This is a genomic window from Streptomyces sp. RKAG293 (genome assembly GCF_023701745.1).
Classification (GTDB): domain Bacteria; phylum Actinomycetota; class Actinomycetes; order Streptomycetales; family Streptomycetaceae; genus Actinacidiphila.
Map to the genome: position 1 here is coordinate 5176165 of NZ_JAJOZB010000001.1, position 24183 is coordinate 5200347.

Consider the following 24183-nt stretch of genomic DNA (forward strand, 5'->3'; position numbering starts at 1 on the left):
CGCCGGGGTGACTCCTCGGACAGCGAACGCTCGTGCCGGCTTCGAAGTGACGGTCGGATTCGTTCGCTGTCCTGCGGGGACACCCCGCCACGTCCCCTCCGGTCAGTGGGTGGGCGTGCCCCCTGTCCGTGGTCATCCTGCGCTCCGGCCGACGTGTAGTCGGGAAGAGCATGCTGGGACCGGGCGTAGCGTGGACGTCTGGAATGGCTCCGGTGTTGGAGGAAGGCACGGACATGACTGGCTACGGTGATTTCCCCGGAGCGCGCCCCCGCAGGCTGCGCACCAGTCCGGCGATGCGGCGCCTGGTCGCCGAGACCCGGCTGAACCCCGCTGAGCTGATCCTGCCGATGTTCATCCGCGAGGGCATCCGGGAGCCGGTGGCGGTCTCCTCCATGCCCGGCGTGTTCCAGCACACCCGTGACACGCTCCGTAAGGCGGCCCTGGAGGCGGCCGAGGCGGGCGTCGGCGGGATCATGCTGTTCGGTGTGCCGGCGGTGAAGGACGCGCTCGGCACGCAGGGCACCGAGCCGGACGGCGTGCTGCAGGTCGCCATCCGTGACGTGGTCTCCGAGGTCGGGGACGCCGTTGTGGTGATGTCCGATCTGTGTCTGGACGAATTCACCGACCACGGCCACTGCGGAGTGCTCGACGCGCAGGGCCGGGTCGACAACGACGCGACGCTGGAGCGCTACGCCGAGATGGCGCAGGTGCAGGCCGACGCGGGCGTTCATGTGGTGGGGCCGTCCGGGATGATGGACGGTCAGGTCGGCATCGTTCGCGACGCGTTGGACGCGGTCGGGTATGAGGACGTGTCGATCCTGGCGTACACGGCGAAGTACGCGTCGGCCTTCTACGGGCCCTTCCGCGAGGCCGTCGACTCGTCGCTGACGGGAGACCGCAAGACCTACCAGCAGGACCCGGCGAACTTCCGCGAGTCGCTGCGCGAACTGGCACTCGACCTCGCCGAGGGCGCCGACATGGTGATGGTCAAGCCGGCGCTGCCCTATCTGGACGTGCTGCGGAAGGTCGCCGACACGGTCGACGTTCCGGTGGCCGCGTACCAGGTCAGCGGCGAGTACGCGATGGTCGAGGCGGCCGCCGCCAATGGGTGGATCGACCGTGACCGCACCATCCTGGAGACGCTCACGTGTGTGCGGCGGGCCGGGGCGAACATGATCCTTACGTATTGGGCGACCGAGGTCGCGCAGCGGCTGGGCCGCGAGGGCTGATGCCGTCCTACGACGCGACGTAGGCGGTGAAGGCGGCCCAGGCGTCGGGGGTGAAGGTGAGGGCCGGGCCGTCGGGGTCCTTGGAGTCGCGGACGTGCACGGCGGCGGGGTGGGTGGCGACCTCGACGCAGTTGCCGCCTTCGTCGCTGCTGTGGCTGGACTTGCGCCACGCGTACGCGACTTCGAGGCAGTTGCCGCCGTCGCTGCCGCTGTAGCTGGACTTGAACCACGTCGGTGCGGTGTTCATCGATCTCCTAGCAGCCGGTCCAACAGGCCCTTGGATTCCTCTGGGTTGAGGGCCTGTGTCCGCAGCATCGCATATTTCCGCGCCAGGATGCTGACCTCATCGGGGTCGGAGATGAGGTGGCTGCCGCGCTGGGCTTCGGTGTACGCCAGGTGATCGTGGTCAGGTGTTTCCAGTAGGACGAAGGGGCCGGCGAGTGCTGCATGGGTCTGACGGCCGAACGGCATGATCTGGAGGCAGAGTCCGGGGAGATCCGCACGCTCGCGCAGCTGCCGCAACTGTTCCTGGAACACCACTTCGCCGCCTAGGCGGTCCATCAGGATGGCTTCGGCAATGATGAAGCTGGCGCTTGGTGGTTCTTTACGGTGCAGGAGATCCTGGCGTTCGCTGCGTGCCGCGACCCGGTGGTCGATCTCCTCTTCACTGAGCGCCGGGATGTTGCTCCGGAAGGTCGCCCGCGCGTACCCCTCCGTCTGGAGCAGGCCCGGAAGCACCTGGTTCTCGTACGACGACAAGGCGACCGCCTCCCGCTCGCGGTCCATGAACTCCTCCGCCCACACCGGGTACCTGTCCATCTCCGGCAGGTTCTGCACCGCGACCGCCAGCGCGCCCTTGGTCTCCAGGACCCGGTCCAACTGCTCCGCCAGGTCCGGCTTGAGCGGGCGTCTGCCCTGTTCGATCGACGCGACGGACTCCTCGGCGAGACACAGGCGTTCGGCCAGTTCGCGCTGGGTGAGGCGGGCGACCCTGCGGAACAAGGCCACTTGGGCGCCTACCAGTCGTACCGCTGAGGCGTTCTTCTTCGGCTTCTGCCAGGCGCACATGGTGGCCAACTTCCCACCGGGGCCCGTACCTGACCTCGAACAAACCCGTACGCGCAATCCGTACGGGGCCGTACGCGCCCTGGCGCAGCGTCCGCCGCGGCGGGCCCGCTGAGGGGCGGCTTTTTCGAAAGTAGGTTCGAGCTCTGTTGTGGGTGGGCAGGTTGAGTTGGTCAACTCGCCCTCCCTGGAGAGGAATTCATCTGTGCACGCACAAAACGGGGGCCGTCGGGCCATCCGCGCGCTGTTCACCGGTCTGCTGGCGTCGGCCGGGCTGATCGGTGCTCTCATCACTCCTGCTCAGGCCGCGACGGCGCCGGTGGCGGCGACCTCGTACCGGTTCGCCAGCGCGGCGGGCGACTACATAGGCCAGGGGAGGACCGCCTCGTACTCCGCTCCGGCGGCCGGTGTCACGGTCATGGGGACGGGCGCCGACCTGACGGTGCGCGTCGTCGGCGGGGGAGACGACTGGAGGGTCGAACTCGCCGCGCCCCAGGGCGACACCCTGCGGCCGGGCGTCTACCGGGGCGCGGAGCGCGCGCCGTTCCGGACCGGGCGGTCACCCGGACTCGACGTCGGCGGTGACGGACGCGGCTGCAACGAGGTGTACGGCCAGTTCACCGTCAACCAGATCGCGACCGACGCCTCGGGCGCGGTGACGCTCCTGGACGCGAGTTTCACGCAGAACTGCGAGCAGGCGTCCGCGCCGGCGCTCACGGGGACCGTCAAGTACCACGCCTTTCCGCTGTCCTACTCCTACTCCAGCGACGAGGGGGAGTGGATCGGCGGCGGGAAGAGCACCTCCTACACCGGCTCCACCAGCACCTTCACCCTCAGCGGGTCCACCAGCCGGCTGCAATACGGGGTGTCGGGCAAGCGTGACTACTGGACCGCGTTGTTCGACGCGCCCAGTGGGCAGCAGCTCACAGCGGGGACCACGTACCAGGCGACGGGCGTGAACGGCGACGCAGCCATGATGATCTTCGGCGACGGACGCGCCTGCACGGCGACCGGCACGTTCACCATCAGCAAGCTCGTCACCGACACGGCGGGCAACGTCACCGCCCTCGCCGCGACGTTCGTCCAGCACTGCGACGGCGGCACGCCCGCCCTGCGCGGCACGATCCACTACAACGCCTGACCGGCTCCGCCGGATACGCAGAGGGGCCCGCCGGACGATCGTCCGGCGGGCCCCTCTGCGTGCGGTCAGAGCTGGTCAGGGGTGTGGATGCCCAGCAGGGTCATTCCCTGGCGCAGCGTGCGGCCGGTCAGGGTGCAGAGGAAGAGCCGGTTCTCGCGGACGTCGTCGGGAGTCTCGGGCTTGAGGACCGGGCACTGCTCGTAGAACGTCGCGAAGGCTGAGGAGACCGCGTACAGGTAGGACGCCAGCTTGTGCGGCTCGTAGGTGTCCGCGACACCCGCGAGGGCGTCACCGAACTCGTCCAGCAGCAGGCCCAGCGCGCGCTCGGCCGGGGCCAGCGGCAGCTCCGGGCGGGCGACGGCCCGGGCTGCTCCGGCCTTGCGGAGGATGGACTGGGTCCGGGCGAACGCGTACTGGATGTACACGCTCGTGTCGCCGGTCAGGGACACCATCCGGTCCAGGTCGAAGACGTAGTCGCGGCCGAGTGACGTGGACAGGTCCGCGTACTTGACCGCGCCGATGCCGACCTCGGCGCCGCGCTCCGCGACCTCCTCGTCGGAGAGCTCCTCGTTCTTCTCCCGGACGACGACGGTGGCCCGCTCGACGGCCTCGTCGAGCAGGTCGACCAGCCGGACGGTCTCGCCCTCACGGGTCTTGAACGGCTTGCCGTCCTTGCCCAGCACCGTGCCGAACGGCAGGTGCTTGACGGTGACCTCTTCGGTGAGCCAGCCGGCCCGCCGGGCGGTCTCGAAGACCATGCGGAAGTGCAGTGCCTGCCGGGCGTCCACCACGTAGAGGAGGGTGTCGGCCTTGAGGTTGCCGGTCCGGTCGCGGATCGCCGACAGGTCGGTGGCCGCGTAGCCGAAGCCGCCGTCCGCCTTCTGCACGATGAGCGGGACCGGCTCGCCGTCCTTGCCCTTGATCTCGTCGAAGAAGACGCAGAGCGCGCCGTTGGAGCGCACCGCGACGCCGGTGTCCTCCAGGATCCGGCAGGTCTCGACGAGCATGTCGTTGTAGGCGGACTCGCCGACGATGTCGTCGTCCTGGATCGCGATGTCGAGCTTGTTGTAGACCGAGTAGAAGTAGATCTTCGACTCGTCGACGAACCGCTGCCAGAGCGCGAGCGTCTCCGGCTCCCCGGCCTGCAGGTCCACGACCCGCTTGCGGGACCGGTCCTTGAACGCCTCGTCGGCGTCGAAGAGCGTCCTGGCCGCCTTGTACGTCCGGTTGAGGCGGGACATCGACGCCTCGCCGTCGGTGTCGGCGTCCGCGTGGTCCAGCTCGTGCGGGTGCTCGATCAGGTACTGGATGAGCATGCCGAACTGGGTGCCCCAGTCGCCGATGTGGTGCCGGCGGATCACCGTCTCGCCCTCGAACTCGAGGATCTTGGCGATGGCGTCACCGATCACGGACGACCGCAGATGGCCGACGTGCATCTCCTTGGCCACGTTCGGCTGCGCGTAGTCGATCACCGTGGTGCCGGGGTCCGCGGTCAGCGGCACGCCGAGCCGGTCGTCGGCGGCGCGGGCGGCCAGCGTGGTGGTGATCGCCGCGTCGGAGACGGTGATGTTGAGGAAGCCGGGGCCCGACACCTCGATCTCCGAGATCAGCTCGTCGGCGGGCAGGCCGGCGACGACCTGGGCCGCGAGCTCCCGCGGGTTCGCCTTGTTCTTCTTCGCCAGGCCCAGCACGCCGTTGGCCTGGAAATCGGCCCGGTCGCTTCGGCGCAGCAGCGGGTCGGCATCGACGGCCGACGGCACGGCGGCCGCCAGGGCGGCCGAGACACGCTGCTGGACAGAGGCGGAAAGGGATGCGACCGAGGCCATGGGGTGGGTGCCATTCCGGTTGGGGGAGTGGGAAACCCTTCGAGTATCCCACGGGACCGCATCCCCTTTTCGGTCTGTGAGAATGGGTGCGACATGCTGTCGAGGAAGGAAGTGCCGATCGTGGCTCAGAGCCCCGAGACCGACTGGGTCTCCCGTTTCGCGGACGAGGTCATTGCCGAGGCGGACCGTCGCGCCCCCGGCAAACCGATCGTCTGCGCATCGGGCCTCAGCCCGTCCGGCCCGATCCACCTCGGCAACCTGCGCGAGGTCATGACGCCACACCTGGTGGCCGACGAGATCCGCCGCCGCGGCCGGGAGTGCGTCCACATCATCTCGTGGGACGACTACGACCGGTTCCGCAAGGTGCCCAACGGCATCGACCCGTCCTGGTCCGAGCACATCGGCAAGCCGCTGACCGCGGTCCCGGCGCCGGCGGGCAGCGAGTACGGCAGCTGGGCCGAGCACTTCAAGGCGCCGATGATCGCCGCGCTCGCCGAGCTCGGCATCGAGTTCCACGGCATCAGCCAGACCGAGCAGTACACGGCCGGCGCCTACCGCGAGCAGATCCTCTTCGCGATGCGCGAGCGTGCCGCCATCGACGCGATCCTCGACCGGTACCGGACGAAGGACAAGCCGGCGACCGGCAAGAAGCCGCAGCAGAAGCAGCAGAAGCCGCTCGACGAGGCCGAGGTCGAAGCCGCCGCGGGCTCCGGCGCGGCCGACGAGGACGACGGCACCGGCGGCGCGGGCTACTACCCGTACAAGCCGTACTGCTCGGTCTGCAACAAGGACCTCACCACGGTCACGTCCTACGACGACGAGACCACCGAGCTCTCCTACACCTGCGCCTGCGGCCACGCCGAGTCCGTGAAGCTCTCCGAGCACAACCGCGGCAAGCTGGTCTGGAAGGTCGACTGGCCGATGCGCTGGGCCTACGAAGGCGTGATCTTCGAGCCCTCGGGCGTCGACCACTCCTCGCCGGGCTCCTCCTTCGTCGTCGGCGGCCAGATCGTCCGCGAGATCTTCGGCGGCGAGCAGCCCATCGGCCCCATGTACGCCTTCGTCGGCATCAGCGGCATGGCCAAGATGAGCAGCTCGGCCGGCGGCGTCCCCACGCCGTCCGACGCGCTGGAGATCATGGAGGCGCCGCTGGTGCGCTGGCTCTACGCCCGCCGCCGCCCCAACCAGTCGTTCAAGATCGCCTTCGACCAGGAGATCCAGCGCACCTACGACGAGTGGGACGCGCTGGAGCGCAAGATCGCCGACGGCTCGGTGCAGGCCGCCGACGCCGCCGCGTACAGCCGGGCCACCCGCACCGCCGCCGGTGAACTGCCGCGGACCCCGCACCCGCTGCCGTACCGGACGCTCGCCTCCGTCGTCGACATCACCACCGGCGACGAGGAGCAGACCCTGCGCATCCTGCGCGACCTCGACCCCGCCAACCCCGTCACGTCCCTCGACGCGACCCGGCCGCGGCTCGACCGCGCTCAGGCGTGGATCACCACCCACGTCCCCGCCGACCAGCGCACCCGGGTCCGCACCGAGCCCGACACCGAGACCCTCGGCGCCCTCCCGGCCACCGACCGGGCCGCGCTCGACCTGCTCATCGACGGACTCGACGACCACTGGTCGCTGGACGGCCTGACGACCCTCGTCTACGCCGTGCCCAAGCTCCAGGCCGGCCTGGACGCCGACGCCAAGCCCACGCCCGAACTCAAGGTCGCGCAGCGGTCGTTCTTCGCGCTGCTCTACCAGCTGCTCGTCGGCCGGGACACCGGCCCCCGGCTGCCCACCCTGCTGCTCGCGGTGGGCGCGGACCGCGTCCGTACGCTGCTGGGCGCCTGACGGTCACGACGATCCCCTGGTTGCCGGATTCTCCGGCGGCCGGGGGATCAGGCGTTTACGGGACCTGCTCCGAGTCCCACTCGGTCCGGTACTGCGACTCGAACTCCGTCAGATAGCGGCGCAGCGTCCCCTCGCTGAGCGGGCCGCCGGTACGGCCCGTGACCCCGTAGTTCTCCAGCAGATAGCGGCCGAACTGCCGCGGGTTGGGGAACTCGTTGACCTCGACGACGTAGCGGCGGAACGCCCCGTAGTACTGCTCCTCGCGCGGCACGTCCGGCTCGATGTGCGGCGGGCGGTGCAGGGCGGGTTCCGGCTCGGCCTCGGGTTCGGGTTCGGGTTCCGGGTCCGGGTCCGGTTCCGGTTCCGGGGCGTAGGCGCTGACCTGCACGGAGCCGTAGCCGTTGGCGAGGGTGCGGACGCGGCCGGGGGAGACGGGGATCGTGGGGCGGGCGTCGGGTACCGGCGCGGGTTCCTGGACCGGCGCCGGTATGCGGGCACGTGCGGGCTCGCGGACCGGCGCGGGCTCCGGTGCCTGCCGAACCTGCGGCGCGGGCTCCGGTGCCTGCTCCGGCCGCGGCTCCGGCTGCTCGGCCGGGTGCACCGGCTCCAGGGCCAGCGCGGGCACGGGTGCGGGCGCCGGTACCGGCGCCGGTACCGGCGCCGGTACCGGCTCCTGGACGATGATGCCGGCGGCGGCGAGGCCGAGGGCGGCGGTTTCGGCGAGGGGGATGCCGTAGCGGGCGAGCCGCAGGGGCATGAGGGCTTCGACGGGTGCTTTGCGGCGCCAGGCGCGGCCGTAGCGGGCCTGGAGGCGGGCCTGGTAGACGAGGCGGTCCTGCTCGAGGCGGATGACCTGGTCGTAGGAGCGCAGTTCCCACAGCTTCATGCGGCGCCACAGCTTGAAGGTGGGGAACGGGGCGAGCAGCCAGCGGGTGAGGCGGACCGATTCCATGTGCTTGTCGGCGGTCAGGTCCGCGACCCGGCCCACCGCGTGCCGGGCGGCCTCGACACAGACCACGAACAGCACCGGGATGATGCCGTGCATCCCGACCCCGACCGGATCGGGCCAGGCGGCCGCACCGTTGAACGCGATGGTCGCCGCGGTCAGCAGCCACGCGGTCTGCCGCAGCAGCGGGAACGGGATCCGCATCCACGTCAGCAGCAGATCCAGCGCCAGCAGCACCACGATCCCGGCGTCCACACCGATCGGGAACACGTTCGCGAACCAGCCGAAGCCCTTGTTCTGGGCGAGCTCCCGCACCGCGGCATACGATCCCGCGAAACCGATCGCGGCGATCACCACCGCACCGGCGACCACCACACCGACAAGAATCCGGTGCGTCCGGGTCAAACGTATCGCGGGCACCCGCGACCCCTCCCACCCTCGGCAACTGGACGGCCCAGCCTGTCATATGGGGGTGCGGCCAGGTCGTACAAAGGTGCTGAAACCGGTGCAGGTGCGACCCGAGTTGTTACGTGTTCGCCGCCGCGTTCGCCGCCGCGACCGAAGCCACGGCCTCCTTCGCCGCCGCGAGCGCGTCCTTCTGCAGCTGATCGGCCGCCGGGGTCTTCGCGCCCTCGAAGCCCGCCCCGTTGTGGGACAGGACGACGATGACGTTGCCGGTCCGCACGACGACCGTCTCGTCCTGGTAGTTCAGCTTGTCCTTCTCCACCAGCGCGCTCACCAGGGTCGCCTCGTCGCCGACGCCGTCGGCCTTCACGGACGTCGCGCCCTTGATCTGGGCCGCCGCGGCGACCTGCTCCGTGAAGCGCTTCCTGGCCTGCTCCTCACCGCTGCCGACACCGCCGGCCGAGTCGAAGCGCTGCATGGCCACGTCCAGCCAGCGGAACTGGTAGCCGTCGAGCCCGTTCCAGGAGCAGCCACCGCGCTGGTTCTGGACCGGCGACTGCGCCGCCGTGCCCGCCGCGTCCTTCACCTTCGGGACGAGCCGCCCCACGGTGGACTGCGTCACCGACTTGCAGGGGTCCGGCAGCTTCGCGAACTTCGCCGCGGCGGGAGCCGCCGAGGCGGACGTCTTGCCCGAGCCCGCGCCGTCCGGCTTCTTGGACGAGTCCGACCCCGACGAGCAGCCGGCGACGACCAGTACCGGCACGGCGGCACAGGCGAGAACTCGGGCGATTCGCGGTGCTGAACGGTGCATGGGTCCTTCGCTCACTTCGTTGCTCCCGACAGGGCGGTGGGCCGGCCGGGGGGCCGGGAAACGGACAGCCTACGGGGCGTCCGTTATCGGACGATCCGCCGTCACTTGATCGTCTTGACGAGCACATCCGCGACTTGCTCCGCGCCCTGCTGCAGGTCAGCGCTCTGCGGGGCGGTGGCCTTGTCCGCCGACCACTGCGCGTACGAGACCGTCACGAGGACATTCGCCGTGCGGAAAACGAGAGTGATGTCACGGTGCACCCCCGAGTCACGGGTCATCAGCTCGTCATCGAGGAAAGCGGCGTCGCCGACGTCGGCGAGCAGCCGCGGCGCGAGATCGGGGGAGGTCGCCGGAGAGGTGGCCGGCGCGGTGGTCGGCGCGGTGGTGGGAGTCTGGCCCGGCAGACCGGCCGGGCTGCCGGGCGGCGCCACGGGCGGCGTCGTCGCCGGGGCGCCCGGAGTGCCCGGGGTCGTCGGAATGTCGGCCTGCAGCACCTTGGCGTCGTAGTCGGACTCCGCCTGCGCCTCGTCGCTCACCCCGGGGTCGTACGACACGACGCGCTCGAAGTCGATCTGCAGATAGCGGTTCCCCTGCGACGTCTCACCGGTCCAGGTACAGCCGACCCGCCGGTTGGTGTCGTAGGTGAGCTCGGCGTCGCCCGTGTAGTCCGGTGCGTTCGGCACCAGCTTCTTGAGCGTGTCGGGTTCGAGCGCGCCGCACGGCTCCGGCAGCTTGCGGTACTTGCCGGGCGGCGCGGGGGCGACCTTCTGGTCACCGGTCGCGGACTTCGCGTCCACCGCCGCCGGGTCCGTATCGCCGTCCGCGGTGCAGGCACTCAGCCCCGAGACGGCCAGTACGGCCGCGCAGACGATGCCCAGCAGTCCTCGCGATGGCTGCACTGGCCAGGCTCCTTCCGCCGGGGGGTGCCCCGAAATCCCTTGGCGCGCGCATGCGTGCCGTGGACACAATGTCTACCGCACCTGCTGATGCGGCTGCGTGGCCGCCTGTGGCTATCGGGCGTTTCGTCCACATTATTGATGTCGGCACGGCGTGATTTCGTTGTGCCAATTTGTCCGTTCGAGAAGGGGGCTGGAGATGTCCTACACCGAGGTGCCCGGCGTCCGGGTGCCGATCCGCATGTGGACCGACCCGGCCTCCGTCGAGGACGGCGCGATGCAGCAGCTCCGCAACGTCTCGTCGCTGCCCTGGATCAAGGGCCTCGCCGTGATGCCGGACGTCCACTACGGCAAGGGCGCGACGGTCGGCTCCGTCATCGCCCTGCACGGCGCGGTCTGCCCCGCGGCGGTCGGCGTCGACATCGGCTGCGGCATGAGCGCGGTGAAGACCTCCCTCACGGCCAACGACCTGCCGGGCGATCTGTCCCGGCTCCGCTCGAAGATCGAGCAGGCGATCCCGGTCGGGCGTGGCATGCACCGGGAGATGGTCGACGTGCGAGGCATGCACGGAGTGTCGGCGACGGGGTGGGACGAGTTCTGGGCGGGTTTCGACGACCTCGCGGAAACGGTCAGATTTCGTCGCGAACGTGCCATGAAGCAGATGGGAACGCTCGGAACCGGAAATCATTATATCGAAATTTTGTTTGATGGAGAGGGCGCGGTATGGCTCACTCTCCATTCGGGCTCCCGGAACATCGGCAACGAACTCGCCGATCACCACATCGGAGAGGCCCAGAAGCTTCCGCACAACCAAGGTCTGATCGACCGGGACCTCGCGGTCTTCATCTCCGATACCCCGCAGATGGCGGCCTACCGGCGCGATCTCTTCTGGGCGCAGGAGTACGCCAAGCGCAACCGCGCGATCATGATGACGCTACTCAAGGACGTGGTCCGCAGGGAGTTCAAGAAGGCCAAGGTGGCCTTCGAGCCGGAGATCTCCTGCCACCACAACTATGTCGCCGAGGAGCGCTACGACGGCATGGACCTGCTCGTCACCCGCAAGGGCGCGATCCGGGCCGGCTCCGGCGAGTTCGGGATCATCCCGGGCTCCATGGGTACGTCCTCGTACATCGTGAAGGGCCTCGGCAACGCCGACGCGTTCAACTCCGCCTCACACGGCGCCGGCCGCCGGATGAGCAGGGGTGCGGCGAAGAAGCGGTTCACGACCCGTGACCTGGAGGATCAGACGCGCGGTGTGGAGTGCCGGAAGGACTCCGGCGTCATCGACGAGATCCCGAGCGCGTACAAGCCGATCGAAAAGGTCATGGAGCAGCAGCGGGACCTGGTCCAGGTCGTGGCCAAGCTGAAGCAGGTCGTCTGCGTCAAGGGCTGAGGCGCGTTTGCCAACGTGAATGGCGGGCTACGGTGAATTCCCGTAACCCGCCATTCAGTGCGTCAGAGTGCTGGCGATTCGGGAGGCGGCCCCCAGAGCTGTGCTCGCCGTGGCGAGGGAGATGAACGGGAACCCTTGACCGGTGTAACCGACTGCTCCGTCCGCGTCGATGACGCCCCGCAGATAGTCGCGGCGGGAGAACGGGACGCGCGGAGGCGCGACCTTCACCGACTTCTTGCCGTACGGCAGGCCGAGCTGGTTGAGCTGTGTTCGGGCCTCCAGGGAACACCGACTCGTGTTCAACCACCGGGAAGCTCCAATTCCGTGGTGGTGAGGCCCTCGGTCGGGATTGCCGTCCTGACCGGGGGCCGTTCTGTGTGCGGTTGTGGGGTGAGCCTGGGTCGGAGGTTCGTTTGTCGAGCGGGTGATGGGGGCGCGTTCACTCGTACGAAGGAGCCCGGTGGTGCCCGCCGCTCGTGGCGGGCCGGCATGTCCTGGTCAGAGCTCTCGGTGGACCTTGTAGTTGGAGGCCTGGGCGCGGGGGCGGACGACGAGGAGGTCGATGTTGACGTGCGCGGGGCGGGTGACGGCCCAGGCGATGGTGTCGGCGACGTCGTCGGCGGAGAGGGGTTCCGCGACGCCCGCGTAGACCTTGGCGGCCTTGTCGGCGTCGCCGCCGAAGCGGGTGACGGCGAACTCGTCGGTCTTCACCATGCCGGGCGCGATCTCGATGACGCGGACCGGGTCGCCGCACAGTTCGAGGCGGAGGGTCTCGGCGATGACGTGCGCGCCGTGCTTGGCGGCCACGTAGCCGCCGCCGCCCTCGTAGCTGCCCAGGCCGGCGGTGGAGGAGAGCACGACGACCGTGCCGTCGCCGCTGGAGGTGAGGGCCGGGAGCAGCGCCTGGGTGATGTTGAGGACGCCGAGCACGTTGACCTCGTACATCGCGCGCCAGTCGGCGGGGTCGGAGGTGGCGATGGTGTCGGCGCCGAGGGCGCCGCCCGCGTTGGCGACGAGGACGTCGCAGCGGTCGAGGGACGCGGCGAAGGCGTCCACGGCGGCGCGGTCGGTGACGTCCAGGGTGCGCGCGGCGGCCGAGTGGCCCGCGGCGGCGAGTTCCTTGGCGAGCGCTTCGAGGCGGTCGGCGCGGCGGGCCGTGAGCAGCACGTGGTAGCCGGCGGCGGCGAGCTTGCGGGCGGTCGCGGCACCGATGCCGCTGCTCGCCCCGGTGACCACTGCGGTACGGATGCTCATGTCACGGCGCCTTTCGACTGCGGGATGGCTTGCCCACCGAGCATAAGTGGCGGGTCGGTGGCGTCCGCCGTCCGGATCGGATCTTCATTAGCATCGTGACCATGGTGGTGCCCGGGTGTTCCGGCCGGGCCGGATCGTTCATGGAGGAATCAGTTCAGTGGTCGGCACGGGCACGGACGCCGCTTCGGCACAGGTCGCGGAAGCGGGAGCGGGCCCGTCGCGGCGGCGGTTGCTGTGGCCGGTGGGGGTCTGGCTGCTGACCCGGCTGGTGCTGGTGTCGGCGGCGCTGCGGCTCGGCCCGTTCAGCAGCAAGGACGGCCCGGACGTCTCGGTGTCGAAGGTGTACCGCGGCTGGTACGACGTGCTGAGTTCCGGCAGCTTTCCGCACGACGACGTGTCCTGGCAGTACCCGCCGGGCGCCGCGCTGCCGATTCTCGCCCCGCGGCTGGTGCCCTTCCTGGACTACTCGCACGCGTTCATCGTGCTGTGCGCGGTGTGCGACGCGGCGGTGCTGGCGGCGCTGGTGTACGCGGCCCGGTACCCGGACGGCCGGCGCAGTGTCGCCGGCCCGTGGATGTGGGTGGTGGGGCTGCCGCTGCTGAGCACGGTGCCGTGGAGCCGGTTCGACGTGATGGTGACGGCGGTCGCGGTGGGGGCGCTGCTGGCGGCCGGTACGCGGCGGGTGTGGGCGGACCGGGTGTTCGGGGTGCTGGTCGGGATCGGCGCGGTGGTGAAGGTGTGGCCGGTGCTGCTGCTCGTGGGCACGGCGCGCGGTCGGCGCACCCGGCACTCGTGGGTGGCGGCGGTGGTGTCGGCGGTGCTGGTGACGGTGGTCTTCCTGCTGGCGATGCCGGGCGCCCTGTCGTTCCTGACGTATCAGGGGGACCGCGGCATCGAGGTGGAGTCGCTCGGCGCGCTGCCGTTCCATCTGGCGCGGCACTTCGGCTGGTCGGGGCACTGGGCGCCGCATGACGGCTCGATGGAGTTCATCGGCCCGTATGTGCAGGTGGTGGCGCGGGTGAGTGCGGCCCTGACGGTCGTCGCGTTCGGCTGGCTGCTGCTGTGGCGGGTGCGGTCGCGGGCGGGGCGTACGGAGGTCTGGGTGCTGCCGGACGCGGCGCTGACGGCCGTTCTGCTGTTCGTGGTGACGAGCCGGGTGATCAGCCCGCAGTACATGGTGTGGCTGGTGGGTCTGGCCGCGGTGTGTCTGCTGCACCGGGCGACGACGCAGCGGCCGGTGGCGTGGCTGGTGCTGGGCGCGTGCGTGCTGACGACGGCGGTCTTCCCGTACCTGTTCCGGGATCTGCTCAGCGGCTCGGTCCCGGCGGCGCTGCTGCTGGCGGCGCGCGATCTGATCCTGCTGGGGGCGGCGGTGCTGTCCGCGGTGCGGCTGTGGCGGGGCACGGTCCCGCTCCCGGCCCTCCCGCCCCCGGCCCCGCCCCGCTCCCGCCACCGCTCCCGTGAAGGATCAGCGGACCTTGAAGCCCTGTTCGGTGAGCCAGCGGAAGACGTCGGGGACCTGGGACTTCCAGACGGCGGTGCCGTGGCCGCCGGCGCCCTCCGCGATCTGGACCACCTTGACCTTCGTCGGCGTCTTCGCGGCCTTCCGCAGGGCCACCCCGTCCTGGTAGCCGTCGCCCGAGGCGCCGGAGATGTAGAGCGAGGTGTGCGGCGGGTGCGCGGCGTGCTGCAGCATGTAGAGCGGGTTGGCCTTCTCGCGCAGCACCGGGTCCTTGGCGGTGAGGGAGTCCTGCTCGGCGGCGGGGTTGTTGTAACCGGACAGGCTGACGCCGGCCGCGTAGCGGTCGGGGTGCTCGATGGCGAGGCGCGCGGCGCAGTGGGCGCCGGCGGAGTATCCGACGACGGCCCAGCCCGCGGCGTCGTTCTGGACGCGGAAGTTGTCGCTCACCATGCGGCGGACGTCGACGCTCAGCCAGGTGTCGGCGTTGACCTTGCCGGGGATGTTGGCGCAGCCGGTGTCCTGGCCGCCGAGCAGTGTGGTGCGCGGTGAGACGAGGATGAACGGGGCGACCTTGCCGCTCTGCATCAGCGGCTTGAGCTGCGACTGGACCTTGAGGGTGCCGTACCAGGCCTTGGCGGAGCCGGGGTAGCCGGGGAGCATCTCGACGACCGGGAACTGCTTGTCCTTGAAGGCGGGGTCGTTGTACTGCGGCGGCAGCCAGACGTAGACCTCGCCCTGGACGCCGGACACCCGGCCCTTCAGGTCGGCCTGCTGGACGTCGCCCATGTTCGGGCCCTTGGCCTGCTGGAACTTCTGCTCGATCTTCGGCTCGCGCTTGGCCTGCGCCGCGCCGCCGTCGGGACCGAGGTCGGCGGTGGCCTGGACGTGGGTGCCGGTGCCGAGGAGGTCTTCCCAATTGTCGTACAGGTTGTTGGAGTTGTTCACGATCACGAAGACCATGAGCACCGACGTCACCTGGCAGAGCAGCAGCATGCCGAACCTGGCGGCGTGCCGTACGGCCCGGGGCCCGCGCAGCCGGCTCCACAGGGTGAGCGGCAGCGCCAGGGCGACCAGCACCAAGAGAATCGTGCACAGGAAGAAGGGGGTCCCCGTCAGGCTCATCAGAATTCTCGATTCCCAATCTTGGGCGCAGTGCCCCGGCCCAGCGTTCCGCCCGCGTGTGAGCCTCTCGCCATGACGAGACGGATTTCGGGCTGTCTGGGTTGCCCGGCTTCTCCCCGGTAATTGGGACGAGGGTCACTCCGGTCAGGGGCAACGGTCGCGGTGTGATCCACGGCACCTTGACGGGCCGGAACGGTGGGTAGGGATCCGGAATCTCAACAGGCGTAAGCGTCGCTTCGCCCTGTCGGGCCGGATGAAGAGGGGGACACCCCGTGAAACGTTGGCCCATGGCAGCGGTGGCCGTCCTGGTGCTGCTCCTCTTCGTCGGCTACGGCTCCCGGCCCGTTGTGTTCAGCGGACGGGGCGGCCCGGAGTTCCCGCACGGTTCGGCGGGGACGGCCGCGTCGGTCCTGACCGGCTCGCACGCGCCGTTCACCGAGCAGCGGACGACGCTGGCGGGCGGTACCAAGATCGGTATGACGACGTACCGGGGGAAGAAGTCCGGTTTCACGGGCAAGGTCTGGGTGTGGGCGCCCCCGCAGTACTACGACCCGAAGTACGCGAAGAGCGCGTTCCCGGTGCTGATCGCGCTGCCGGGCAGTTACGGCTATCCGTACAACTACTGGATCCGTGGCGACCTGGGGCTGCAGGAGGATGTGGCGCGGTGGACGGCGCAGGGCAGCAGCCTGCCGTTCATCATCGTCATGCCGGTGATGAATCCCGGGCCGCACTATCACGACTGCAGTGACATTCCGGGTCAGCAGAAGATGGGGACCTGGATGACGAGCGATGTCCCGGACCTGGTCCGGGCGAACTTCCGGACGTTCAAGGACCGTGACGGCTGGGCGTTCATGGGCTCGTCGTCGGGCGGCTTCTGCGCGCTGAAGAGCGTGCTCCAGCATCCGGAGACGTTCAAGGCGGCGATAGTGAGCGGCCCCGACATAGTGCCGGACTCGTCCCTGTGGCGCGATCACCTCAAGGAGAAGCAGGCGAACAACCCGCAGGCCCTGGCGCAGCGGTTGATCGACCGGCACGGGCCCGAGGTGTACCTCGCGTTCCAGGTGGGGACGAAGGAGAGCCGCGGGGAGCTGGCGAAGGTGAAGCAGTTCATCGCCGGCTACGGGCACGGCCCGGTCAGGACCCGCCTCCAGGTCATAGTGGGCGGTGGCCACGACGGGCTCTCCTACCTGCGGGGCATGGGGCAGGGCTCCATGAAGTGGATCAGCGACCACCTGCGGGCCCCGACACCGGCGGCGTGACCGCGCTGTCCGTCCGGCCTGGTCCGGGCGGTCGGCTCAGCGCCGGAAGGCGAGGACGCGCCGGAGCAGTGCGGCGGCCCGCCAGTACGCGTCCAGGGCGAATCCGGCGGCGGCGGCGAGTGCCAGCACGGGCCGGGCGAACGGCGGGGCGGTGAGCTGACGACCGGTCGCCATCGTGCTGGATGTCGGAAATGTAGCCATATTTGGACGGTAGCGACTGGTCCGGCCCCTGTCGTGCCAGACGCACCCGAACCGCGCCAATGCATTCCGATGGGCGTTACTCGCCGCGCGCGGCCAGATATGCCTTGGCTTTCACCAGTACGGCCGCACGGGCGCCTGGGGGGTCCGCGTTGCTTGCGGCTGCTGGGGCAGCGGCGTCACCGGGGGCTCTGTGCTCACAGGACATGGTGACGTGGGCGGGCCCCCGGTGGTTGCCGGGTGTTACGCGGTGGGCGCCGCCGGGGTGGGGAGGAGGGTGCGCAGGTCGGCGATCTCGTAGCCGCGGGCGCGGACCGCGTCGATGATCAGCGGGAGGGCCAGGGCGTCGAGGATGGGGCCGCGGCCGTTCGGGTCGCCGACGTGCATCTGGATGATCTCGCCCGGCGTCAGGGACTTGAGGGCGCGGTCGACGGCCTTCTGCACGGTCATGCCGCCCGCCGTGCCGAGGTAGCCGTTGGTGTCGTCGGTCCACTCGATGTTCGCGAAGCCCATCGCGTTGACCTCGGCGACCTGCTGCGCGTTGGTCTCGCCGTAGGGGAACCGGAAGAACGGCAGCGGCGCCGTCCCGATCGCCGTGCGCAGGGCCTGGTCGGCGAGCCGCACCTCGCGCTCCCGGCCCGCGCAGTCCAGGTCGCCGAAGTGCGGGTGGCTGTAGCTGTGGCTGGCGATGCCGTTGCCGGCCGCCGCCATCGACCGGGCCGCGGCCGGGTGCAGTTCGGCGAACTGGCCGGTGAGGAAGAACGTGGCCGTCGCCTTGTAGTCGTGCAGCACTTTCAGGACGGTGTCCAGGCCCGTCTCGTCCCACGCCGAGTTGAACGTGAGCGCGACCACCTTCCGCTCGGTGGGCATCGTGCGGATCGTCCGGCCGAGCAGGTTCGCCGGAGCGGGAAGCGAAGTCCTGCCGGTCGGGCATACGGCGGCCGCGGGCGCCGCGGCTGCCACGACGGCGAGCCGGTCGGGCCGGTCGGGGGGAGCCAGGCCGGTCGCGGGGGCGGCGGCCGACGCGACGAGCGCGGCCATGGCGACGACGGTGGTCAGCACCCGGCCGAGGATCCGGGGCGACTGTGAGCTCTGGAGAGCGGTGCGCTGGTTCATATCGCGGTCAGCGTAGGAGCGTCCGGCCCGGGGGACAGGACGGCACGAGCCGGGGCGCGTGTCGTTCGCCGGGGTGGCCCATCCCGGGGCACGCGGGGCCGATGCTGAGACGGTGATCAACGATCGGAACGCCCTGCCGGGCCGGCGGCTCCTCCTCGCGGCCGGGATGTCGCTGCTCTGTCCCGTCACCGTGACCAGGGCCGACGCCGCCGCCGATGTACCAGGACCGGCGCCTGAGGTGGAACGGCTGGTGCAGGGCGGCCCGATGGCGCTGGCCCTCACCTTCGACGACGGTCCCAGCCCGATCTACACCCCACGGGTCCTCGCGGTCCTGCGCCGCTACGGCGTCACCGCGACCTTCTTCATGCTCGGCGCCAACGCCGAGAAGTACCCGTGGGTGGTGCGCCAGGTCGTCGAGGAGGGGCACGCGCTGGGCAACCACACGTGGTCCCACCCCACCCTCCGCCTCCTGACGCCGGCAACGGTCCGCGACGAGATCCAACGCACCAACGACGTACTCGCCCGCACCGGCGGCGGTCGGCCCCCGACACTCTTCCGTGCGCCCGGCGGCCGCTTCGTCCCCGCCGCCCTGCGAGCGTGCGCGGAGTTCGGACTCCGTCCGATCCGCTGGTCCATCGACACCGCCGACTGGACGAACCCCGGCGTCGACCGCATCGCCGACGCGGTGCTGAGCCGCGCCGGAACCGGATCGATCGTCCTGCACCACGACGGCTCCCTCAGCCGCTCCGCCGTCCCCGAGCACGAAGGCCGCGCCGACCGCTCCCAGACCATCGCGGCCCTGCGCCGCTATCTTCCGCAACTGCTCGACCGCGGCTACCGGTTCACGACCCCCGCCCGGCGGACTGATCCATTCGTGTGACTGTCCCGTCCTGGGCGTGAACCGCCGTGGAGCGGCGCACTACGTTGCTGGTCGAGGCATATGCGGATGGACTGGGACGAAGGGCGCGACGGGTATGGCTGCGACACCGGTTGACGGGATCCACGACGCTCGGCCGGGGAGGCGGCAGCTGCTGCGGGGGCTGGCGGGTGGCGTGGTCGCGGCGACCGCGCTCGGCCTCGCGGGGCGGAGTTCGGCGCGTGCCGACGTTCCGCCGGCCCGTCCGCACGGCGGGTTTCCCCGTGCGGCGGTGACCGGGGCCTTCGCGGGTCATGAGATCAGGTCGTTGCCCATCACGGAGCAGAAGGCGGCGCTGACCATCGACTGCGGTGCGGGCACGCAGGGCGCCGAGGCGATCCTGCGGACGCTGTGGGCCCGGCGGGTGCCGGCGACGTTCTTCATGACCGGGCGCTTCGCCGCGGACAACCCGGCGTTGGCCCGGCACATCGCGGACCGCTACCCGGTGGGCAACCACTCCATGACGCACCCGGCGTTTCCCCACCTCACCCCTGAGCAGCGTGCCGAGGAGGTCCGGGCGGCGGCCGACGCGATCGAGACGGCCATCGGCAGGCCGTCCGAAGGGCTGTTCCGCTTCCCCTTCGGGCGCGCCACCCGGGAGTGCGTCAGGGAAGTGGGCCAGATCTCCCGCAGGACCCTGACCACGGCGGCCGCGGCCGCGGCGGTGACGGCCGGTTCCGTCACCCTCGGCTCCGCCACTTCGCACGCCGCGTCCAGCGCCCCGACTCAAGTGCGGGACGGGCGACGGGAGTTCCGCGGCATGTGGTTGACCACCGCCTTCAACCGCGACTGGCCGTCCCCGGGGCGGTCCCCGGCGGAGCAGCGGCGGGAGTTGACCGGTCTGCTGGACATCGCGGTGGAACGACGGCTGAACGCGGTCGTCCTCCAGGTCAGAGGGCTGGCGGACGCGCTGTGGCCGTCGCCGTACGAGCCCTGGGCGAAGTGCCTCACCGGCGTACAGGGCCGCGATCCGGGCTGGGACCCGCTGGACTTCGCGGTGCGCGAAGCGCACCTGCGCGGGCTGGAGTTGCACGCCTGGTTCAACCCGTACCGGATCGCCACGAACCCCGACCCGGCCCGGCTGGCGGCGACCCACCCGGCCCGGCTGCACCCCGAGTGGGTGGTGCCGTACGGCAAGGCGCTGTTCTACGACCCCGGGCTGCCGGAGGTGCGCCGCTTCGTCCAGGACGCGATGCTCGACGCGGTCGCCCGCTACGACCTCGACGGCCTGCACTGGGACGACTACTTCTACCCGTATCCGATCCCCGGGCAGACCTTCGACGACGACGCCGCGTACGCGCGGTACGGCGCGGACTTCCCCGACCGGGCCGCGTGGCGGCGTGACAACATCAACCTGCTGGTGCGCGAGACCGGGCAGCGGATCGCGGAGTTGAACCGGTCTTTGTTGACGGGCGGTTCGCCGCGCCTGCGGCAGGTGCGCTTCGGCGTCAGCCCGTTCGCGATCTGGCGGAACCGGACGACGGATCCCGAGGGCTCCGACACCCAGGGCGCGGCCGAGTCCTACGACGGCATCTACGCCGATACGCGTACGTGGGTGCGGCGGGGGTGGATCGACTACATCGCGCCGATGGTCTACTGGCACATCGGGAACGATGTCGCCGACTATGCCCGGCTTGTCGCCTGGTGGGCGGAAACCTGCCGTGGCACGAACACGCATCTGTACATTGGTGAGGCTCTCTACAAATCGGGCGACCCGGCGCAGTTCAGCGCCTGGCAGGATCCGGCGGAACTCTCCCGGCATCTCACTTTCGGCCACCGCTTCCCCGAGGTGCGCGGCAACATCTTCTTCGCCGCGAAGGAAGTCGCCGCCGACCGGATCGGGGCCATGCGGCGCGTGGTCGCCGACCACTATCCGACCCCGGTACGCACCCCGCGCCGACCGTACGAACGATGATCGCGCGGACCGGCTTCGAAGCGGTCCGCGCGATCGCCGGGTCGCCTCGGGCGTCCTTGGACGACCGGGACGAAGACGCCGGCTACTCGACCGAGACGCTGTCGTCCGCGTGGACCGAGGCCTCCGCGCCGGGTGCGATGGTCGAGTCCTGGTTGTTTCCGTCGGCGCTGCAGTCCCAGCTGTCCCAGACCACGACGGTCTTGTCGGTGTTGTTCTTGACGATCATGTCGTCCGGCGTCACTTCGCCGTTGATGGAGGAGTCCGGGGGCGTGAGGTTGAAGCAGCCCTTCGGGTCGACGTGGTCGACGCCGTTGATCGTCAGGGTGCCGGTGGCCGCCTGGGCGGAACCGGGTACCGCCACCATGAGCAGGGCGGCAGAGGCGAGAGCGCCCAGAACGGTAACCATGCGTGATCGCACTGTGACTCCTAGTTAGGGGAGTCGAACGTAGCGCGACCACAGACGCATATGCATCCCGAAAGTGCCCCATTTGGGGGAGCGTCGGGAAATCGGGCGAAGTGCGACCCGTCAGGGCCAGACCAGGCAGTACAGCTGGTGGCCGGCTTCATGGCAGCGGGACGCGAAGCCCTGCCATTCATGGAGCATCTGGTAGATGACGAAGGCATCTCGGGGGCCGCGGCGGTCCGGGACGGTGGACCAGATGAAGGCGGCGGCGCCGAGTTCTTCTTCGCCAGCCTTGCGGAGGGGTTCCACAACGCTCATGGGGAGCTTGACGACGGCGTAGTCCGGGTGGAGGACGACGAGTTCCAGCGGCGGGACCTTGGCCGGGGGTATGCCCTCGATGCCGGTGAGCACCATGGCGGCCATGGTCTCCGGCTTGACCTTGGTGTACATGCCGTTGCCGAGCTCGTCACCGCCGAGCTCCTCGGGGCGCATGGAGATCGGGACCCGGGCGGCTGTGGCGCCATCGGGTGCCCCGAAGTACTTGTAGGTCACCCCCACTCGGCCACCCCTGCTTCCACTCTCCGCGGCTGCTCTGCGATCGCGATCGGCGGACCGACGGCGCCTGCCGGTGGGGCGGGCGTGGTTGGGCTCATGGTCGCCCGTTCCCTCGCCCAGTTCGCCACCGCGCTGCATTTCACTACCCGACCATTCACAGACCCAACCGCGCAACCCGATCATCGTCTCAGATGCCGGGTCGAGACCTGCGCGCGCAACGCCCGGCGTTTGAGAGCATGTGCCTGTGAGCTATCCGTACGAAGCCCCAGTTTCGCAGGTTCTGTTCGACCGAGCTGCCGCCGTGACGCCCGGAGGTGTGAACTCCCCGGTCCGCGCCTTCCGCGCGGTGGGCGGTACGCCCCGGTTCATGGTGTCCGGGAAGGGTCCGTACCTCACGGACGCCGACGGCAGGGAGTACGTCGACCTCGTGTGCTCGTGGGGTCCGATGATCCTCGGCCACGCGCACCCCGAGGTGATCGGCGCCGTACAGGCGGCGGTGACGCGCGGTACGTCCTTCGGCACCCCCGGTGAGGGGGAGGTGCTGCTGGGCGAGGAGATCGTGGCGCGGATCGGCCCGGTGGAGCAGGTCCGCCTGGTGTCGTCCGGGACCGAGGCGACCATGTCGGCGATCAGGCTGGCGCGCGGTTTCACGGGCCGGGCCAAGGTGGTCAAGTTCGCTGGTTGCTACCACGGTCATGTGGACGCGCTGCTGGCGGCGGCCGGTTCCGGTGTCGCCACGTTCGGGTTGCCGGACACGCCCGGGGTGACGGGCGCGCAGGCCGGCGACACGATCGTGCTGCCGTACAACGATCTCGAGGCGGTGCGGGCGGCGTTCGCCGCGCACCCCGGCGAGATCGCGTGTGTGATCACCGAGGCGTCGCCCGGGAACATGGGCGTGGTGCCGCCGGCGGCCGGCTTCAACGCCGGGCTGAAGAGCCTGTGCGCGGAGAACGGCGCGCTCTACATCTCCGACGAGGTGATGACGGGCTTCCGCGTCTCGAAGGCCGGCTGGTTCGGGCTCGACGGTGTCGAACCCGACCTGATGACCTTCGGCAAGGTCATGGGCGGCGGCTTCCCGGCCGCCGCGTTCGGTGGCCGCGCGGACGTCATGGGCCACCTCGCACCGGCCGGGCCGGTCTACCAGGCGGGCACCCTGTCGGGTAACCCGGTGGCGACCGCGGCGGGCCTGGCCCAGCTGCGGCTCTGCGACGACGCGGTGTACGCGACCGTGGACGCGGTGTCCGAGCGGGTGTCGTCGCTGGTCAGCGAGGCGCTCACCAAGGAGGGTGTCGCGCACCGGCTGCAGAAGGCCGGGAACATGTTCTCGGTGTTCTTCACCGACGAGCAGGTGACCAACTACGACGAGGCGAAGCGGCAGCAGGCGTTCCGCTTCACCGGGTTCTTCCACTCGATGCTGGCGCAGGGCGTCTACCTGCCGCCGTCGGCCTTCGAGTCGTGGTTCGTTTCCGCGGCCCACGACGACGCGGCGATCGAGCGGATCGCCGCCGCGCTGCCGGCCGCGGCGCGCGCCGCGGCCGAGGCGACGGAATGAGCGGGGACGACGGAAAGATGAGCGGCATGACTGACGACACAGAGATCACCGTGGTCCACCTGATGCGGCACGGCGAGGTGGAGAACCCGTCGGGTGTGCTCTACGGGCGGCTGCCCGGCTACCACCTGTCCGAGTTGGGCCGGAAGATGGCCGACCGGGTCGGCGAGCACCTGGCGGGCCGCGACATCACGTACGTCGTGTCGTCCCCGCTGGAGCGGGCGCAGGAGACGGCGGCGCCGATCGCGGCCCCGCACGGGCTGGAGATCGCCTCGGACCCGCGGCTGATCGAGGCGGAGAACGTCTTCCAGGGCAAGACCTTCGGGGTCGGCGACGGGGCGCTGAAGAACCCGTCGAACTGGAAGCACCTCACCAACCCGTTCAAGCCGAGCTGGGGCGAGCCGTACGTCGACCAGGTCGTGCGGATGATGGCGGCGCTCGGCGCGGCCCGGGACGCGGCGCGGGGGCACGAGGCGGTCTGCGTCAGCCACCAGCTGCCGATCTGGATCACCCGCAGCTTCGTCGAACGGCGCCGGCTGTGGCACGACCCGCGCAAGCGGCAGTGCACCCTCGCCAGTGTGACGAGTTTCACATACCAGGGGGACAAGATCGTGTCGGTCGGCTACGCGGAACCGGCCCGCGATCTGGTGCCCTCGCACCTGCTGGCGGGCGCGAAGCCGGTGAAGGGCGGATCGAAGGGATTCGGGGCTTAGCGATCTCGCGGGCCGATCGGGAACGGGCCGGCGGTGCCGCGGCCTGGCCATCCGCCGGGTCGGCCTGTTGGATTGGCCGGGAAGGTCGATCCAATGGGTCAATCCGGTGTTCCTGAGGGCGCTTACGTGCGCCAATTGAGCTAACCGGTGGGATTTTTCTGACT

General features: G+C 70.2%; 21 protein-coding genes and 3 pseudogenes. 11 read left to right on the forward strand and 13 right to left on the reverse strand.

What is annotated here, in order from left to right; all coding sequences use genetic code 11:
• The first annotated feature begins 233 nt into the window (after window positions 1-233).
• Complete coding sequence (hemB, locus tag LNW72_RS23110) at window positions 234-1229, forward strand: porphobilinogen synthase (RefSeq protein ID WP_250977140.1); 996 nt, start codon at window positions 234-236, stop codon at window positions 1227-1229.
• A gap of 7 nt (window positions 1230-1236) precedes the next feature.
• On the opposite strand, the gene LNW72_RS23115 is transcribed toward hemB, so the two are convergent.
• A complete protein-coding gene (locus LNW72_RS23115) occupies window positions 1237-1476 on the reverse strand; it encodes a DUF397 domain-containing protein (RefSeq protein WP_250977141.1) in 240 nt (79 codons plus the stop codon).
• Window positions 1473-2297 (reverse strand): helix-turn-helix transcriptional regulator, encoded by an 825-nt coding sequence (locus LNW72_RS23120; RefSeq protein ID WP_250977142.1) that lies wholly within the window; start codon window positions 2295-2297, stop codon window positions 1473-1475. Before LNW72_RS23120 ends, LNW72_RS23115 begins: the two co-directional genes overlap by 4 nt.
• A 202-nt stretch (window positions 2298-2499) precedes the next feature.
• Between LNW72_RS23120 and LNW72_RS23125 the strand changes: the two genes are divergently transcribed.
• Window positions 2500-3435: a hypothetical protein gene (locus tag LNW72_RS23125; protein WP_250977143.1), complete on the forward strand. Its 936-nt coding sequence runs from the start codon at window positions 2500-2502 to the stop codon at window positions 3433-3435.
• Between the two features lie 65 nt (window positions 3436-3500).
• Here LNW72_RS23125 and argS read toward each other — a convergent pair whose 3' ends face one another.
• A complete protein-coding gene (gene argS, locus LNW72_RS23130) occupies window positions 3501-5261 on the reverse strand; it encodes an arginine--tRNA ligase (RefSeq protein WP_250977144.1) in 1761 nt (586 codons plus the stop codon).
• 93 nt (window positions 5262-5354) lie between these two features.
• Between argS and lysS the strand changes: the two genes are divergently transcribed.
• Complete coding sequence (gene lysS / locus LNW72_RS23135; RefSeq protein WP_250977145.1) at window positions 5355-7106, forward strand: lysine--tRNA ligase; 1752 nt, start codon at window positions 5355-5357, stop codon at window positions 7104-7106.
• A 55-nt stretch (window positions 7107-7161) separates the two neighbouring features.
• Here the strand turns inward: lysS and LNW72_RS23140 are convergent, their stop codons facing one another.
• The 3 genes from LNW72_RS23140 to LNW72_RS23150 form a co-directional block, all read right to left on the reverse strand.
• Entirely contained in the window at window positions 7162-8472 is a 1311-nt protein-coding gene (locus LNW72_RS23140) for a DUF2637 domain-containing protein (RefSeq protein WP_250977146.1), read from the reverse strand.
• Window positions 8473-8578: 106 nt separating this feature from the next.
• Window positions 8579-9268 (reverse strand): DUF3558 family protein, encoded by a 690-nt coding sequence (locus tag LNW72_RS23145; protein WP_250977147.1) that lies wholly within the window; start codon window positions 9266-9268, stop codon window positions 8579-8581.
• Window positions 9269-9369: 101 nt separating this feature from the next.
• Window positions 9370-10167 carry a hypothetical protein gene (locus tag LNW72_RS23150; protein ID WP_250977148.1) on the reverse strand — a complete coding sequence of 266 codons (798 nt, stop codon included), beginning with the start codon at window positions 10165-10167 and terminating at the stop codon, window positions 9370-9372.
• 196 nt (window positions 10168-10363) lie between these two features.
• Here LNW72_RS23150 and LNW72_RS23155 point away from each other — a divergent pair, with 196 nt between their 5' ends.
• Window positions 10364-11557 carry an RtcB family protein gene (locus LNW72_RS23155; protein WP_250977149.1) on the forward strand — a complete coding sequence of 398 codons (1194 nt, stop codon included), beginning with the start codon at window positions 10364-10366 and terminating at the stop codon, window positions 11555-11557.
• Window positions 11558-11644: 87 nt separating this feature from the next.
• Here LNW72_RS23155 and LNW72_RS23160 read toward each other — a convergent pair.
• A pseudogene (locus LNW72_RS23160) lies at window positions 11645-11845 on the reverse strand (hypothetical protein); the annotation flags it as partial.
• A 210-nt stretch (window positions 11846-12055) separates the two neighbouring features.
• Entirely contained in the window at window positions 12056-12811 is a 756-nt protein-coding gene (locus tag LNW72_RS23165) for an SDR family oxidoreductase (protein ID WP_250977150.1), read from the reverse strand.
• A 448-nt stretch (window positions 12812-13259) separates the two neighbouring features.
• On the opposite strand from LNW72_RS23165, the pseudogene LNW72_RS23170 reads away from it, so the two are divergent.
• Window positions 13260-13883, forward strand: a pseudogene (locus LNW72_RS23170) (glycosyltransferase 87 family protein); the annotation flags it as partial.
• A gap of 396 nt (window positions 13884-14279) precedes the next feature.
• Here LNW72_RS23170 and LNW72_RS23175 read toward each other — a convergent pair.
• Window positions 14280-15395 carry an esterase family protein gene (locus tag LNW72_RS23175; protein ID WP_250977151.1) on the reverse strand — a complete coding sequence of 372 codons (1116 nt, stop codon included), beginning with the start codon at window positions 15393-15395 and terminating at the stop codon, window positions 14280-14282.
• A gap of 287 nt (window positions 15396-15682) precedes the next feature.
• Here LNW72_RS23175 and LNW72_RS23180 point away from each other — a divergent pair, with 287 nt between their 5' ends.
• Entirely contained in the window at window positions 15683-16654 is a 972-nt protein-coding gene (locus LNW72_RS23180; RefSeq protein WP_250977152.1) for an esterase family protein, read from the forward strand.
• Window positions 16655-16690: 36 nt separating this feature from the next.
• Here the strand turns inward: LNW72_RS23180 and LNW72_RS23185 are convergent, their stop codons facing one another.
• Window positions 16691-16855 carry a hypothetical protein gene (locus tag LNW72_RS23185; RefSeq protein ID WP_250977153.1) on the reverse strand — a complete coding sequence of 55 codons (165 nt, stop codon included), beginning with the start codon at window positions 16853-16855 and terminating at the stop codon, window positions 16691-16693.
• Between the two features lie 240 nt (window positions 16856-17095).
• Window positions 17096-17968 carry a polysaccharide deacetylase family protein gene (locus tag LNW72_RS23190; RefSeq protein ID WP_250977154.1) on the reverse strand — a complete coding sequence of 291 codons (873 nt, stop codon included), beginning with the start codon at window positions 17966-17968 and terminating at the stop codon, window positions 17096-17098.
• A gap of 112 nt (window positions 17969-18080) precedes the next feature.
• Between LNW72_RS23190 and LNW72_RS23195 the strand changes: the two genes are divergently transcribed.
• The 3 genes and pseudogenes from LNW72_RS23195 to LNW72_RS23205 all read left to right on the forward strand — a co-directional run bounded on the left by LNW72_RS23195 (window position 18081) and on the right by LNW72_RS23205 (window position 20799).
• Window positions 18081-18848 (forward strand): polysaccharide deacetylase family protein, encoded by a 768-nt coding sequence (locus LNW72_RS23195; protein WP_250977155.1) that lies wholly within the window; start codon window positions 18081-18083, stop codon window positions 18846-18848.
• A 94-nt stretch (window positions 18849-18942) separates the two neighbouring features.
• Window positions 18943-19488 (forward strand): annotated as a pseudogene (locus tag LNW72_RS23200) (polysaccharide deacetylase family protein); the annotation flags it as partial.
• 9 nt (window positions 19489-19497) lie between these two features.
• Window positions 19498-20799 carry a family 10 glycosylhydrolase gene (locus LNW72_RS23205; protein ID WP_250980270.1) on the forward strand — a complete coding sequence of 434 codons (1302 nt, stop codon included), beginning with the start codon at window positions 19498-19500 and terminating at the stop codon, window positions 20797-20799.
• An 82-nt stretch (window positions 20800-20881) separates the two neighbouring features.
• Here the strand turns inward: LNW72_RS23205 and LNW72_RS23210 are convergent, their stop codons facing one another.
• The gene (locus LNW72_RS23210) at window positions 20882-21205 is read right to left on the reverse strand and encodes a hypothetical protein (protein ID WP_250977156.1); all 324 of its coding nucleotides are present in this window, start codon (window positions 21203-21205) and stop codon (window positions 20882-20884) included.
• A gap of 120 nt (window positions 21206-21325) precedes the next feature.
• The gene (locus LNW72_RS23215) at window positions 21326-21895 is read right to left on the reverse strand and encodes a hypothetical protein (RefSeq protein WP_250977157.1); all 570 of its coding nucleotides are present in this window, start codon (window positions 21893-21895) and stop codon (window positions 21326-21328) included.
• 106 nt (window positions 21896-22001) lie between these two features.
• Between LNW72_RS23215 and hemL the strand changes: the two genes are divergently transcribed.
• On the forward strand, window positions 22002-23309 hold the full coding sequence (gene hemL, locus LNW72_RS23220; RefSeq protein WP_250977158.1) for a glutamate-1-semialdehyde 2,1-aminomutase: 1308 nt from the start codon (window positions 22002-22004) through the stop codon (window positions 23307-23309).
• Window positions 23310-23335: 26 nt separating this feature from the next.
• The gene (locus LNW72_RS23225; protein ID WP_250977159.1) at window positions 23336-24019 is read left to right on the forward strand and encodes a histidine phosphatase family protein; all 684 of its coding nucleotides are present in this window, start codon (window positions 23336-23338) and stop codon (window positions 24017-24019) included.
• The last annotated feature ends 164 nt before the right edge of the window (window positions 24020-24183 follow it).

Coding starts and splice junctions, on each gene's coding strand:
- LNW72_RS23225 (WP_250977159.1), top strand. CDS start 23,336: ATGACTGACGACACAGAGATCACCGTGGTCCACCTGATGCGGCACGGC.
- hemB (WP_250977140.1), top strand. CDS start 234: ATGACTGGCTACGGTGATTTCCCCGGAGCGCGCCCCCGCAGGCTGCGC.
- LNW72_RS23175 (WP_250977151.1), bottom strand. CDS start 15,395: ATGAGCCTGACGGGGACCCCCTTCTTCCTGTGCACGATTCTCTTGGTG.
- LNW72_RS23215 (WP_250977157.1), bottom strand. CDS start 21,895: ATGCAGCGCGGTGGCGAACTGGGCGAGGGAACGGGCGACCATGAGCCC.
- LNW72_RS23210 (WP_250977156.1), bottom strand. CDS start 21,205: ATGGTTACCGTTCTGGGCGCTCTCGCCTCTGCCGCCCTGCTCATGGTG.
- LNW72_RS23115 (WP_250977141.1), bottom strand. CDS start 1,476: ATGAACACCGCACCGACGTGGTTCAAGTCCAGCTACAGCGGCAGCGAC.
- LNW72_RS23165 (WP_250977150.1), bottom strand. CDS start 12,811: ATGAGCATCCGTACCGCAGTGGTCACCGGGGCGAGCAGCGGCATCGGT.
- LNW72_RS23180 (WP_250977152.1), top strand. CDS start 15,683: ATGGCAGCGGTGGCCGTCCTGGTGCTGCTCCTCTTCGTCGGCTACGGC.
- lysS (WP_250977145.1), top strand. CDS start 5,355: ATGCTGTCGAGGAAGGAAGTGCCGATCGTGGCTCAGAGCCCCGAGACC.
- LNW72_RS23145 (WP_250977147.1), bottom strand. CDS start 9,268: ATGCACCGTTCAGCACCGCGAATCGCCCGAGTTCTCGCCTGTGCCGCC.
- LNW72_RS23190 (WP_250977154.1), bottom strand. CDS start 17,968: ATGAACCAGCGCACCGCTCTCCAGAGCTCACAGTCGCCCCGGATCCTC.
- argS (WP_250977144.1), bottom strand. CDS start 5,261: ATGGCCTCGGTCGCATCCCTTTCCGCCTCTGTCCAGCAGCGTGTCTCG.
- LNW72_RS23155 (WP_250977149.1), top strand. CDS start 10,364: ATGTCCTACACCGAGGTGCCCGGCGTCCGGGTGCCGATCCGCATGTGG.
- LNW72_RS23185 (WP_250977153.1), bottom strand. CDS start 16,855: ATGGCTACATTTCCGACATCCAGCACGATGGCGACCGGTCGTCAGCTC.
- LNW72_RS23120 (WP_250977142.1), bottom strand. CDS start 2,297: ATGTGCGCCTGGCAGAAGCCGAAGAAGAACGCCTCAGCGGTACGACTG.